We start from the raw sequence: 14,527 nt of genomic DNA on the forward strand, positions 1-14,527 counted from the left end.
AACTATCTAATCCCAAATAGCTTAGCTTTCCTTGGAGCGTTTTCATCGCATCGCAGACTTCCCCCATGGAGTCGCAACGGCTAAAGATGCCGAACAACATGGTTACCAATTGATCCCACGACGAGTAAGTCTTGTAATACCGATCCGATTTATGTTTTGAAACCAATAAGTCGAACTTATTACGTGGTAAAAAATCCATCATCTGCTTGAAAATCGGCTGACCGACTAAACTCTTTTCAATATCTTTGCCCATAGTTGTATTTTGTTTCGCAACATAAATCTACAACTATAGGGTGAAACCTTCGGGCGGTAACCCTTATTTTATTTTTTGTCGGTCAGTAGTGTTTTATTTCTTTTAAAATAATCCAATACTCCTAAGAAAAATCCGCCAGTACCACATGAAGGATCGGAAACCTTTTCGGTTTCTTTTGGATTAACACATTCTACCATAGCTGCAATTACTGGTCTAGGTGTAAAGTATTGACCGGCTCCGCTACTTTCAGCATTTTTTTGAAGTAGAGATTCATAAATTTCCCCTTTAATATCATATTCGGTGGAAGTCCAGTCTTCTTCCGAGATTAGATTGATTAACTTCTTTAGTTTAAAAGAATCATGTATTTTGTTTTGAGAACTGGCAAATATTTTTTCAAGCATTCCTCCTGATTTAGCCAAAGTTTTCAAAATTGACTCATATTGTGTCATCAATTCCCCTTTTTGCAATTTTTGCAATTCATCCCAATTACAAATTTCAGGCAAATCGAATTTATGTTGATTCTCATCCGCCATTTTTAGAAATAGCAGGTAGGTTAACTGTTCCAGATAATCTGTATATCCTAAACCATCGTCTCTAAGTGTATCACAGAATTTCCAAATTTTATCTACTAATGTATTTGTTGCCATTTTTATACTATTGCTGTTAGTGCGCCCTGAAGCCATTCAAAACCCTCTTCTCCTGATTTATCTTTTATGTAGTTAAAAACTACGATTGAATGAGGCATTTTTATGTTGGCCAAATTCGCTAATTCATTAAAACATTCTTCAATTATTTCTTCCACCTTTTCTTCATCATCTTTGTAAACAAATAGGTCATTTTGGGCATCCTCAACAAGTTCATTACATGTGTTCCAAACTCGAAATCTCCCTCTTACGAGAGGCTGATGTTCTAAACCATAACATTTTATTGAAATAGAGGCTCTAAGATGATTTAAAGCATTATCATCAACATTATAAGTTTCATAAGGCATTCCATCTTTATCAAAAGAGAGTAATTCTATATCCCTTGCATTTATTGGGTCTAAAAGTAGAGGCTTTTCTCCTCTGCATTTTTTATCCTTTTCCTTCGAAACTTTTGTTTTATCCTTTAAAGGAAAATAATTTCCTTTTCCCATAGTCTCACATCCTTCACCAAAACGACCTTTTCTTAATAAATTAGTTAAAGAACCAGATAATCTAAAATTCTGCCAGTCATATGATAGCCACCAATACCCTTCTTTTAAAATTTCTTTTCCATTTTCATCTAAGGATTTGCCTTTAGGTCTAAAGTGGTCAACTTGCCATTCTCCAGAATTTTCTTTGGATTCGGTATACCAGCATTTATCCCCAGATAACTCCGAAAGAGCCGAGTATAAATCTGTCCAGATGTTATGCTTTTGCCAATAATTAGCTCGTTCTTTCTTATCTTTCCCCTCAATATTTAGCAAATGAGCTTTTGCACTTTCTTCCCATTTTGAGAAAGCACCTGTTCCCTTTATTCTATCGAAGGTTTCCTTTAAGTGGTTTATATCAATTCGTCTCATCGTTTTTGGTCATTTTTCGTTGAGCGATTTTTTTTGCAATCTCTTGGCTTTTTCTACTAAGCTCTAGTTTTTCAGCATCTGTAAAATTAACTTTCTGAAATGAATCAATTTTTGACATCTCTTTTAGATATTCTTTGAACCAATAATCCTCAGATTCCTCGTAGAAGCCTAATTTTTCCATTTCCGACTTTAACTTTTTATACTCATCATTTTCAGATTGAGTTAATTCCCCTCTCATCGCTTTACCTTGCAAATATCGCTTCTTATTAAGCTTTATTTGTGTGGTTTTATCCAGAATGCTTGGTAATCCAAACATTTCACTCGTTAAAATTCCAGCAACACCTAAACCCTGAGGGTCAATGTCAGGTTCAATAGCAAAATTCAAAGCTTGCCTTCTTAATTCTTCATATCTATCCTTTGGTTCTTCTGAATTGTTGTATTGATTTTCAATTACTTTTCCAAATAAACGGACTTGTGACCTAACCATACTCCCAATAACCAATGGGTCATGAGTGTTTATAATTACATGCGTTGTTTTATCTTCTTCTAATTCATCAGAATTTCCACCAGTTTCCAGTTTATTTTTCGACTTAACCAGAGATTTCAAATAATAGAGGTAATCATATTTCCAAATAGGATTTAGATGTGTATCAGGTTCATCTAAAAGCACCAACGATTCATCTTCTCGTGTAAAAATTAATAGTCCTATAACTGTTAATAGTTGTTGCTCTCCTTCGCTAAGCTCTTTAAAAGTAACCTTGCCATCTTTTCTCTTTTTTACTTTTACTTTAACTTCTTCAAGCATATCTGAAATATATGTGCTTTCTAAAGCCTTAAATAGGAATGTATTACTCGGTTTTTCATTATTTAAGTTAAAATACTTTTCAGCAAATTCTTTTAATCTCTTTTTATCCTTAATGAATAAATACAACCTTTTTTGAGTTTCCTGCCTCCTAAAATCAATATCAACTGATTTGTCTTCATATATTGGAGCTAAAGAATAATCCCAAAGTGTACTTAGGAATTCTTTTACTAAGCCTTCTGCACCCCAAAACTTCTCATCATCCTTTTTTGCCCAAAATGCTTTTTTAATTACAAATAGAACTGATTCTAAGTCTTCAATCCCTAACACATTAAATAAAAACTGCTTTGACTTTGTTTCTATTTTTGAAAGAGAAAAGAATGCAAGTAATACGAAAAAGCTATGAATGGGCTTTACATAAAACAGCTTCCTTAAATCATCAAGCTCTTCAATATTAAAATCGGCTCTTATTATCTTTTTGTAAAAATTATTCTGATGTTCCCAAAAAACTTCATCAAGTCTATTACTTATTCCTGAATAATAGGTAAATACATATTTTGGGAAATAAAGTTTTTTACCCTCAGAACTGAAAAACTCTTTGAAAGATGGTGCTTTATCTCGACCTTCAATTTCAATAATGTATGAATTGGTAGTATAATCAATAATGATGTTTTTTTCGTAACAGTTATATTTAATCCAGTATTTGAACTCAGGATATTTTCTTGACGACTCACTGCTTAAATCAAGATATTTAAAGATTTTAACCAAAGCTTCAATAAAATTTGACTTGCCTGTAGCATTTTGTCCAAGAAGAACAGTATTCATCTGACTTGCATCCAAATCAATACAGAACTTCTTAAGGTTCTTGAAGTCTTCAATATATACTTTATCAATTCTCATTGTTTTAGGCTTAATAATGACTCTAGTCCTTTTTTCACCTCGTTCACTTTATCCCCTAATTCTTTTAATTCTGCATAAAAATCTTCAATATTATCCTTATGCTTACTTTTTTGCCAAACTTCCTTTGCTGACATTGGTTCAGTTGAATTTTTAAGAACTTCTTCAATACCTAATGCTTTACTCATTTTCTTTATTTTTTTGGGAGCATTCTGTTTAGAGACTATCTGTTTATTTAAAAATGTTTCCTTTTCTGCTTTGATTTGTTTTAATAATTCACTTGCTGGTTTATCTAAAGAATCTTGAGGGACAAGTTTTCCTGCGAATGCATTTTTTAAGATACTTTGACGAAGTGAATTTGACGTTTGAATACATGAGTCAATAGTTTTTTCAAGGTTTTCTTTTAATGACAATTTAGTCTCTAATATTCCGATAATTTTTTCTTGTTCTTCGACAGGACAAAGTGGGATTGGAATTTCTCTGCATGTTGAAACTTTAACATTTCGTTGTCCCGCAGTACCGATTGCTGTATCTGTTAACCATTGAATTGTTGATGAATTCTGCATGTAAAATGATATATACTTCGATAAAACATATTCATTAGGTCGGAATAGTACAATTGCCTGATTAATATTCCATTCACGGTAAGTTTCTGGCACAATAGATACCTTACCTAAAGGTGGCCCCACAATATTAATTAACACATCACCAGGTTGACAAATTGACCTTTTTAATTCTAATTGATGGTTTTCTTTTGGGATAAATGTTGGATTAATAGTAAAATCTAATACACCATTAAAGGTCAAATTATAAACTTTTATAAAGGGAATTTCACCTTGTCCTTCACCTAAAAATTCAGATTTTGGTGTATAGCCATTATTGATTATAGAGATTATTTGACTTGTCTTAACCCATTTCCATTTATTTGGAATATCAGCCAAGTCTTTCAATTCTTTGTTTGATATAAATGGAGCAGAGTAAGGTTCTTTAGGTTTAATTGGTTTCTTATCCTTTTTTCCGTTTTTATTCCAATTATCTATTTCCAATTTCCAAAGGGCAAGCTCATCTTCAAATTGCTGTTTACGCATTTTATAAATGCTGTTCTGTAATTTCTCAATCGATTCCGAGTTGTTTTCTTTACGCCATTGTTCGGTAAGTTTTCCTTCAAAAGCACTTTTGAGTAAAGTCAATCTGAGGATTTTCAATTGCATTTTTGCCTTTTGTAATCCTTTTTCAGCTTGGTCAAGCTCACTAAAAAGGGATTCTATTTTAGAAACAATTCTTTCTTGTTCATTAAGTGGTGGAATCTTAAAAATAGAATGTTCCAATATTGACTTTGAAATGGACTTAAAAGTAGTCCCAGTACCTTTTTCTTGTAGTTCTTCTACTTTTACACGCAATTGATAAAGAAGAAACTTTCCTGACATTCCACCAAATGCCTTTATTCCAGCCAAACCTCTTCCAATGCATGATTTATCTTTGACCAGATTTGTCGGGCCAATAGGAGCTCGAACTGATATTAAAACATCATCAGAATCAACAATCTTGATCGGTTCTGAACAATACTTTTCAACTATTGGGTATATATCACCAAATTCAGATTTTCCCTGATAAAAAGGCAACCCAATTCGATCATAATTATACGAACTTGAAGGAGGCGATTGTCCCATATTTATAAAAGCAATATTGCCTAAATCTTCTAAAATCCACCCTTCAGGTAATTTATATATTTGTTTACCTCTCTCCATTATTCAATATCTGCAATATTTTGAATGAGTTCCATAATAATTTCAGTAGCTTCCTCTTCTGAACCATAAGGCAACGCACTTTCTATACCTTCGGTTAATCCTTCATTTTTTAACAGGTTGGAACATTCTTCTTTTAAATATGCCTTTATACTGTCATTTGCATTTGATATTCTTTCGAGTAGTTCTGAGCAATTATCTAATATATAGATTATGTCTTCAAAATCATGGCTTTGCCTTAAATCGTTACCGCCTCGACTTTTATGGGCTTCAAATTTTGCAGCTAAGTAGTATTCAGGCGAAAATATAAATATCTCACTCCCGTCAGGAAGTGTTTTTACTATTTTATTTTGAATTCCTTCGTCATACCATTTATTGCTAAATCCTAGTACATTCGAATCTGAAGGCATTACATCAACCTTTACATCTTTGTAAATCCATCTGCAAATAGGAGCACCTTGGGTTGTGTCATGTGCAAAGCCTTTTGCCCTTAAATCCTCTTCCAATTTCGCATGAGCAATTTTTGAACGTAATTCAACAACACAATCAACATCAAGAGTTGGCCTGATATCCGATAACTCTGGATTGCTTGCATATAATTCAGCAACAGCCCCACCTACAAATACCATTTCATTTTTCAAATCCCCTAAACCATTTGCTACTGTTTGCAGCATTTTAATATTTGTACTAGACATGCTTTAATCGCTTTTCAAGTTCTTCTTTAGCAATGTTAATTTCTCTGGCTTTTCCAACGCGAATAGTATCAATGATAGCCAACAACTCATAGAATGGTTTGTCTTCATGTACTACCAGAGGTATTGATTTATATAATGGCTCAATAGCTTGTCCTCGATGTGTTCCTTTTGCGCTAGCCCACACATATACATCAGAGCCACTCGAAATATGTTCGTTGATTGGGGCCGCAGAATGAGCCGTTGGAAATCCTTTCACGACAGCACCCGGTTGTGTTGGAAATACGTATCTCAATCCATAAACAAGAAATTCCATGAATGAATTTACGTTAACCTTTCGCTTTTTCGAATCAATCAAACCCGCAATTTTACACCTGTTTAACACCTCAGATATTTCAGATGGGCTGATTTTTAAGGATTGAGCTAAATCGGAATTATACCAATCATCACGCCTCAATGCAATGATTTTCAACAATACGACTATGTCTTGGGGGCGCATCCCATTGTGTTTTTTCATACCTCAATTTTCTATTCGCGATTCGCGAATTGCGAATGATCAAATTTATAAAATTAAATTGAAAATAGTTTCCTAGAATACAACTCTATTGCGGTCAACCTACCATAACCCTCTTTTCCTTTATAAACACAGCCGGTGTCAATGTTTATTACTGATATGTTGTCCTCAAACTGCTTATTACAGAAATCGACTGAGATTGGTCTGTGACCATGAATAATTGTCTTACCCTCAAGTAATGGATGACAATATACACTCTTGCTCTTCCAAACCATTGAATATGAATCTTTAAATGGATTTAGGATACTATCATTAAATCCTGCATGAACAAATAGATGATTTTCAAATAAATAATAGAATGGGAGTGTTGAAAAGAAATCGATATAACATGAAGGAACATCTTTAACCGATTCAATCCCAAAGCTTTTTAATGTGTCTAACCCTCCGTTTTGAATCCATATTGAATAATTGCTCTCAATATTATAGGCGTCAAGAAGTAGCACTTCATGATTTCCAATCAATGGTGTAATATCGAATCCATTTTTTCGCAAGAGGATGATATAGTCAACAACATCTTTACTTCTACCTCCACGATCTATGTAGTCCCCCAGTAATACAATTTTATCTTCTTTCGAAAGCATAATGTGATTCTCAACTAATTCTTTGAATGAATCAAAACAACCATGAATATCTCCAATAGCAAAGAGCCTTTTCATATCTAAAGTATATTGAGCGTTGGGAGTAATTGCAATTTTTTGAAAATTTTGATTTGTTTTTCAGCTTGCGCATTTTTATAATATGTGCAATATATATATAAGCTTCACACTCTGTACTAAAGAGCAGCATAAAGCCATTGAGTTAGTCTGATGTTATAAACAAATCATAATGTAGGGATCACTAGTATGTGAAAAATACAATAAAAGAATCAACTCATAAATGAAAATGAAAACTCAAATCGGAATTAGTGGAATTTAGCAACCTTGTAATCCATTGTAAACCGACTGTAAACCTTTAATGATTTATAATACAAATATATAATCACATTAGTTTACAGATTTACAGGTTTACAATCAAATATCACCAATATCGTTTTAAGTTTCCTTTATCGTTAGGTAATGGCATTGCCATACATGATGGTGTTTATAGTGTTTATGGCAACGCTGGCAAATTTTTTAGGGCTTAAACCCTTTGCTTACATGGCTTTCTGTTGCCACTTTGGCAATCGGACTTGTTGTTATATAAGCTTTAAGGGCTTCGTTTATCACTTCGCCTATCGGCTGGCGATTGTACCATGCGATTGACTTAATGGTCGACAAGGTTTCAGAATTGAAATAATAGGTGGCCTTTTGAAACTCGGGTTTGCTTTTTTCTTTATCAGCCTTTTTTTCTGTTTCGATATTGGTTTTCGACGTTTGGATGAGCATGTCGATGCCTGTTTTAAAGTTCTTTTTTGCCATAAGGGTAGTTTTTAAATGTTAGTGATTTCTTGTGCAAGGCTTAAATAATCCTCGGCTCCATTGCTTTTGGGAGCGTATCTGAACACATCGGTTCCAGAACTTGTGGCTTCGGCCAACGATATGTTCTCGCGGATAAATGTCGAAAACAGTTTTTCCCCAAAGTGCGATTTGATGACCTCCGCAATATCCTTGTGAAGCACCTTGTGGTTGTTATACTGGGTGATGACAATACCACCAAGCTCTAATTTGGAATTGATCCTTCGCTTGACTTTATCTGTCACCTCCATCAACTTTGTCAACCCTTGAATGCTCAAATGGTGAGGCAACAATGGTATGATGTAGAAATCGGCAGCCGACAATGCATTCACAGAGATAAGGCCTAGGTTTGGGGAACAATCCCAAAGGATATAATCGTACCTCGCCAGCACAGGTGTCAGAAGTTCTTTTAGTAAATATTCTTTACCGGGTTCTGTGGCCATTTCGAGTTCAAAGGCACTTAAATCTAACGACGAGGGCAATACATGAAGCTTTGGATAAATCTCGACAGCCTTAAAAGGTTTTTCCCCTTTCATGGTATTGTACGAATTAACCGTCATATCCTCCACTCCAAACGACGTCGTTAAATTGCACTGCCCATCAAGGTCGATGACCAATGTGCGATGCCCCATATTGGCCAAAGCTGCGGCTACCGAAGTGGTGGTTGTGGTTTTGCCAACGCCTCCTTTTTGATTGATGAATGCAATTATCTTTCCCATAAATCTAAGTTTAATTGTATTTTGCTGATATCAAATGCATAAGCACTTCCAAGGCCTTTAATAGTGACTGTATTACTTCGACCATTCATCCACGAGGGAATGTAGGCTGGATCGTTGATTAAGAGTCTGATTAAATCATTGTATGAAGTCGGTTCACCATCCCAGGTTGCCGGAGTCTGCATATAGATTTTATGAAGTAACTGGATGTTTAAACCCAGATATTCAGTTCCATCGCTTTTGCTAGCGTATTTATAATGAATGTCTTTATGGAGTTTCTTCTCAGACTTTAAGAAATCCAAAGCTCTCCAGAATCGATTAACCCTATTGATGCTTTTGATTTCTATATCTTGATCTGTGACCGTGCGTTTTATCCAATCAAAGAGGTTTTGATATGTAAACGGAAAGATCAAATGATCACTTAGAGATTGGAACACCGCTAAAAACAATGCCATGTGTTTGATTGATCTTTCCGAAAGGTGTTCCAACTTCATATTTCTTTCTTTGAGGATGGACAATTGCTCATTGAAACAAGAACTGAAGACTGCTTTAAAGTGCTTGCGGTGAATAATGATTTCAATGAATGTTTTCCCTAGTCCATCTGCTTTGTATTGTTCCAATTGCTTGAATGCAGATACCTGTTCTGACGTAAAATTGTTATTCCTGAAATCTAATACCACCATCCTGCTCAATAGTGCGGATGATGCAGATGGAAGACTGTTTCCGTCGATAATAATGGATGAATTGATAAACGTATCCATGGTTTTGAAATCATTGCTCGATTGCGCTCTCGAATAAGCAATGCCTTCATATCCGGTCTTCAATAATCCGATAATGTTCTTTTCAATCTTGTTGTCATACTCTTTAAGGTAGAGCAATCCATTTCGTATTTTATGAGCTGTTCGGGCAATGGATTTTGGGGTTGAATTGGCTTCTAATGAAATGCCTTTGTAATTGTTATAAAACAAGCTCAACAGGAATTCTGTGTAAGATGTTTTTCCAACGCCCCAATCACCAAAAAGAAACAGATAGGGGAAAAAGCCTAGTTCATCAATGATGATATCCCTGTAGATGGATGCAATCACAAATACAATACCTATAATCCCTTTTTCGTCATAGGCCTGAGCAACCATTTGAGACCATTGAGAAAATGATCCTTTACCCATTCGAAACTGAAACTTCTGATCTTGTAGAAATTCTTGTGAATGCCTATTGATGAATGAAAAGGCTGGTAAATAGTAATAGGTGCTGTGCAATTCTACAACTCCATACTTATCCACTTTATGAAATTTTCCATTCTGTATGATTCCATTGGCGAATGTGTAGTATCCTTTACCCAGATGTTGTCCCAGGGTGGTCAGTTCTTTTGCTTCTTTATCGCGTTGAAGGACTTCTTCCAAAATTCGGTCAAGCTCATCTTTGGTACCTCGAAACGAGAAATTACCTTTTGATCGAATCACTGCTTTAAAATCCTCCAGAGAAAGTGATTTTGCTGTTATAATGGCTAGTTCTGTTTTACCAAACTTATTTTGTAAATAAAATATCCGCTTTGCGTTATCTGTGCCATCAGGGAAAAAATACACGACATCCATTACAAAATTGGAGATACATCGTTCATGTCTGACCCCTTTAATATTTGATTCTATCCAATAGCAATTTTGTCTTTTGAAGTAACCATGCTTTTTTACATCATTTGCTTCATCTATCGAATCGTCAATTAATTGAGGGTAGAGTTGCTGGTAATTCTCTCCATTTGACAAGAAATCTTCTAAAGCACCAGCTCTGAGAAGGTCATTTATATCTTGATCGGATGAAAGTTTAAGCTGAAAAACTGAAATATCTAAGAAGCTATGATCGACGATTAATGACAGAATTTGTGATGCCATTTGTTCGCCTGCTTTGTCATTGTCAAAAGCCAGAATGACTCTTTTCTCTTTGATATATTTTTCAAGCTTGGGATAGTCATTGAAATTATTGCCGGCACTAAAAAAGGCTATTGATGAATGGCTTTGTAGCGATAAAGCATTGATACATCCTTCCACCAAAAACACCCATTCATCTGACGGGCGATACATCTCAACATACAGAGCATTGTTGAGTTTCCCATCATTGTAATATTGTCCTTTCTCAATGGTTAGTTTTCGCGAATTGATAAGCTGTTTTTCACTATCAATAAAAACGATGCGATTGACTGTTTTATCTTCGTTATTTGATTGATAATAGGCACCTTCTGGCAGTTCGTTCACCAAAATACCTCTTGAAACAAGATATTGAGAGGCTAACTGTTTTGAGTTGTTTTGTATTGCGAAAACCTTTTTGTCAAATGATGAATATTCATCTTGATTTCGAAACGATTTCGATTTGGTATCATTTAAAATGTTGGTTAACACAAATGATAGCGCATCAGATGCATTGCAATTCAAATGCTCCTGTACCACATTCAGCCAGTCTTTGGCTTTCTCATTGTTACCGAAATTTTTAAGCCAATATTTACCATTATCCAGCTTTAGGCAACTGGATGGTGTATTTTCCAAGTGCGTTTTAAATTTCTTTCCGGGAACAGCTTCCGGAAAGACGTGCTGGATAATTCTGAGTTGTATGGAAGGGTCGTTTTTTATTCGATCAAATCCATAATCTGGTGGATTATCAATCGTTTTTTGCATACTTTTGTATTGTGTTTTTGTCCAAATTATTGGGCTTGAAAGTGAGGTGGATGGCAGTCCACCTTTTTTTTATATTCCTCTTTCTAAATCCCGATTTCTTTTCTTTTTCTTCTTTCTATTTAAAAAAAGATTGTCATCATCTTTATCCATATTATTGATTACATCAGCAGATGAAAAGTCAAGAATATTATTGCCCCAGTCATTGATCCTGTCAGTATTGCTGTTAGTATCATTTTGATGTCGATTATAGAATTCAACTTCTTGAGAACTTCCATTTTGATGGTAAGCGCATTGATATTCTGATCCAGCAGTTGCGCTGTTTTCATTGATCTGATTTGTTGTTCCTGAATCAATAAGGTTTCCTGTTTTAAATCCTTCAGAAGTTCTTTCAAATTGTTTGCTATCGGGGTTATAGCCTGATTTAAGGCCTCGATATTGTTCAAATTGGTCTTTTGAATTCTCTCTATCTGACCATCGAGAATTTGTTTCCGTTCCTCGATGGATTTCCTGGCTGCTTCTTCGATTTCTTTCATAATTATCAGTTAGTTTTTTATTAATTTGAATCCAGGAGTATCCTTTTCCAAGTGTTGATCCTTTCAGGCAAATCCCTTCTAGTTCAAAACTGACCCCGAATACTTGTTCATTTTGATTCTTATGTAGTTTCATTTCAACTCCTTGTTGATTCAAATCTTGTAATAATTCTGGGATAGAACTGGATGTTGAAATTGCCTCCATCAGAATCATTTGGAGTTGTTTTTTAACAGGTATGGTGTGAGTGCGTCTGAAAAGTTCAACTTGCCCTTTTGACAATCCACTTTCTTGAACTTTAGATGAATCAGGAACCCTTATCAGTCCATGTTTCTGCTCTAACTGTCTTACTATGTTTTCGCTACGTTTGTAATCCCATTTATCACTTACTACTTGTCCATCAAAGTCAATCCTGTTTGCAATGATATGAATGTGAGCATGATCTCTGTCATAGTGTCTGTACATAGCATACTGACTATTCGCGAATCCCATTTCTTTAAGGTATTCTTTCCCAATCTCCACAAATTGTTCATTTGAAAGATGCTCTTGAGGATTTATGCTCAGTGCGGTATGATAGACCACCTTATTTAGATTAGGCTTTAAAGTTCTAATCATTCCAAATTCCTTGGCCAGATTGCGAGCATTTTGGCTTAACATGTTCGAATCTATCAATTCAGCTACTCCACCATTTACTTTTGCTTCCATATAATTCAGCACACCTCTGAAACTTGTTCCTTTAATCTGCTTCGCTATCATCTTTAAGGAATAATTGGTTAATCTTTTTGAGGAGTTCGGTTGCAGCTTGAATCTCGCTATGAATCTTTGTGTATTGCCCTGAATTTAGTTTACGACTGATCTGGTTGAGATTGGTAGACATACCTACCAATTGTCGATAATAAGCTCTGTGCATAGGAGATACTTTAGCTACCAATGCTTTTTTTGAGAAAGCCGCTTTTCGCAACCAATTAGCAACAGACAATCCAGCCAATTCAGACTGCTTTTTAGCGAACTCCATTTCTGAATTCGTCAATCGGATATTGAACTGATAAATTCTCAATTCATCACATTCTTTTTTAGGTCGAGCCACCGAGACACATTTTTATACGAAGTGAGAAAATGGCAAGCGTTTTGGTGAAGGTTTACCGTAGCAAAAACATGGCTTGCTCCTTACCGAATATTAACCTTGTGCCTGTTGCTTTTACTTATTCGTTTAGCAATCTCATGTTCGTGTTTCACAGATGTATCTACGGCACCGTCTAAAAGAAAAGCATCCAATTCTGTGCGTTTAAAGAATACTTTTCGCCCAGACGGTTTGTGATATTGGATTTTATTAAAATGAATCAGCTTATAAAGAAAGCTTATTGAAAAACCAGTATAAACAGATGCCTCGGATACTGTTAAAATACTTTTTTGATGAATCTGAAGTGCTAACATCAGATTGTCTACCTTTTGCTCGATGCGTTTAAGTTCTTCCATGTCAATAAGTTTTGAATTATTGAAAACAAAAGAAGCTCTATCGAATTTCATAAAAAATAGGGGGGTAATTATTCCCCCTTGTTTTTGATGTACTTGTCTGGTAATGTGCTAATTATTTTGAAGAATATTTTATATTTCTTGGGGCAGGGGTTGTTTAATCCTTTTTTAATGAAGCTACTAATATTAAATTCAGTTTCACCTAAATGTGTGTAGTTTTGATATATGAAGTTTTCGATATTTATATTATCCAAAAGTGTTGTATACGATCGAAGAATAGTATGAAATAAAACTAATGACGATCTTCTTTTTAACCAATTTATCTTGCCTTCTCCAAGTTCCCAACACAGAACAAAATCCCGAGATTTTGTATCTATATATCCATATTCAAATAATATTTGATGTAATTCTTTTATGCTTGAAATATCAACATCAAAGTTAAATTTGATCTGAGCGTTCTTTTCAATCTTATTATTAAGATTTTCAATTTCGTCATTAAGAAACATTCTCAGTTGAGGTGATTGAATAAAGTCAATACCACTTCGTCCTGTCTCGTATTTGCATAGTAAGTGAAATTGATTATTAAAAAGATTAAGCTTATTTCTTATTGTTAAGTGCGAATGCGATTTTCTTACAAACTTCAGAACACAAATCAACCAGTTATCATATCTTTTTTGATGATCGGAATAAAAATGTCCATCATAAATCACAGAATCAATAAATGCATCAAGAATTTGAGCGATAAAACCATCATCAACAATGCCTTTTGAAAAAGGTTGATTTAATGTTTTAAGGTATCTATCGCATATGAATAGCATGTTTTTATAAAAGAATGCCAAGTTATATAGGGTTTTATCTTTTAGAGAATCAATATCTCTGAATGGATTATTGTTTTTAAGATTTCTTTGAAAACAGTCCAGTTCAATTTTTTTTATGAGTTTATTAAAATCTACTTGAGGACGTGACATTGCAAAACGAAAGAAATTATTTGAAATCCCATTGACTTTAGGAGGAATCTGATTAAAATCATGGGTATTTACGGCTTCTGTTAAATATTCGATTGTGTTTTTGTGTGTTGAAATGAAGAATTCAGAACCCAGTTCTTCAAGATAAACTTTTTCTCTAAACGATATTTCAGAACATTCTTCAATATTAATTGACAGTGATGTAAATTGATTCAAAGTTTCGAGTCGCATAATTTCTTAAAA

15 protein-coding genes are annotated in these 14,527 nt (G+C 34.5%); all 15 read right to left on the bottom strand.

All coding sequences use genetic code 11. The features are described from left to right. On the bottom strand, positions 1-253 hold a 253-nt coding region (locus LX69_RS02150), incomplete at its 3' end, for a DUF4372 domain-containing protein (RefSeq protein WP_146260609.1). A gap of 68 nt (positions 254-321) precedes the next feature. After that, positions 322-900, bottom strand: a complete 579-nt coding sequence (locus tag LX69_RS02155) for a type I restriction-modification system subunit M (protein WP_170124199.1) — start codon at positions 898-900, stop codon at positions 322-324. Positions 901-902: 2 nt separating this feature from the next. Beyond that, positions 903-1,796, bottom strand: a complete 894-nt coding sequence (locus LX69_RS02160; RefSeq protein WP_111444181.1) for an HNH endonuclease family protein — start codon at positions 1,794-1,796, stop codon at positions 903-905. Beyond that, entirely contained in the window at positions 1,783-3,498 is a 1,716-nt protein-coding gene (locus LX69_RS02165) for an AAA family ATPase (RefSeq protein ID WP_111444182.1), read from the bottom strand. Before LX69_RS02165 ends, LX69_RS02160 begins: the two co-directional genes overlap by 14 nt. Next, a complete protein-coding gene (locus tag LX69_RS02170) occupies positions 3,495-5,243 on the bottom strand; it encodes a restriction endonuclease subunit S (protein WP_111444183.1) in 1,749 nt (582 codons plus the stop codon). Before LX69_RS02170 ends, LX69_RS02165 begins: the two co-directional genes overlap by 4 nt. Then, positions 5,243-5,935 (bottom strand): hypothetical protein, encoded by a 693-nt coding sequence (locus tag LX69_RS02175; RefSeq protein WP_111444184.1) that lies wholly within the window; start codon positions 5,933-5,935, stop codon positions 5,243-5,245. Before LX69_RS02175 ends, LX69_RS02170 begins: the two co-directional genes overlap by 1 nt. After that, positions 5,928-6,449, bottom strand: a complete 522-nt coding sequence (locus LX69_RS02180; RefSeq protein WP_221621253.1) for a helix-turn-helix domain-containing protein — start codon at positions 6,447-6,449, stop codon at positions 5,928-5,930. Before LX69_RS02180 ends, LX69_RS02175 begins: the two co-directional genes overlap by 8 nt. A 53-nt stretch (positions 6,450-6,502) precedes the next feature. Beyond that, positions 6,503-7,162, bottom strand: a complete 660-nt coding sequence (locus LX69_RS02185; RefSeq protein ID WP_111444186.1) for a metallophosphoesterase — start codon at positions 7,160-7,162, stop codon at positions 6,503-6,505. A gap of 456 nt (positions 7,163-7,618) precedes the next feature. After that, positions 7,619-7,903 carry a hypothetical protein gene (locus LX69_RS02190; RefSeq protein ID WP_185741694.1) on the bottom strand — a complete coding sequence of 95 codons (285 nt, stop codon included), beginning with the start codon at positions 7,901-7,903 and terminating at the stop codon, positions 7,619-7,621. Positions 7,904-7,914: 11 nt separating this feature from the next. Then, the gene (locus tag LX69_RS02195) at positions 7,915-8,658 is read right to left on the bottom strand and encodes a ParA family protein (RefSeq protein ID WP_111444187.1); all 744 of its coding nucleotides are present in this window, start codon (positions 8,656-8,658) and stop codon (positions 7,915-7,917) included. Beyond that, positions 8,646-11,318 (bottom strand): toprim domain-containing protein, encoded by a 2,673-nt coding sequence (locus tag LX69_RS02200; protein WP_111444188.1) that lies wholly within the window; start codon positions 11,316-11,318, stop codon positions 8,646-8,648. Before LX69_RS02200 ends, LX69_RS02195 begins: the two co-directional genes overlap by 13 nt. 69 nt (positions 11,319-11,387) lie before the next feature. Next, a complete protein-coding gene (locus LX69_RS02205; protein ID WP_245934918.1) occupies positions 11,388-12,551 on the bottom strand; it encodes a relaxase/mobilization nuclease domain-containing protein in 1,164 nt (387 codons plus the stop codon). A gap of 31 nt (positions 12,552-12,582) precedes the next feature. Then, the gene (locus tag LX69_RS02210; RefSeq protein WP_111444190.1) at positions 12,583-12,933 is read right to left on the bottom strand and encodes a MobC family plasmid mobilization relaxosome protein; all 351 of its coding nucleotides are present in this window, start codon (positions 12,931-12,933) and stop codon (positions 12,583-12,585) included. 80 nt (positions 12,934-13,013) lie between these two features. Continuing rightward, positions 13,014-13,322, bottom strand: a complete 309-nt coding sequence (locus LX69_RS02215; protein WP_170124200.1) for an excisionase family DNA-binding protein — start codon at positions 13,320-13,322, stop codon at positions 13,014-13,016. 68 nt (positions 13,323-13,390) lie between these two features. Further along, positions 13,391-14,515: a hypothetical protein gene (locus LX69_RS02220; protein WP_111444192.1), complete on the bottom strand. Its 1,125-nt coding sequence runs from the start codon at positions 14,513-14,515 to the stop codon at positions 13,391-13,393. Positions 14,516-14,527 lie beyond the last annotated feature (12 nt).

This window comes from Breznakibacter xylanolyticus, from assembly GCF_003254275.1.
Classification (GTDB): Bacteria; Bacteroidota; Bacteroidia; order Bacteroidales; family Marinilabiliaceae; genus Breznakibacter; species Breznakibacter xylanolyticus.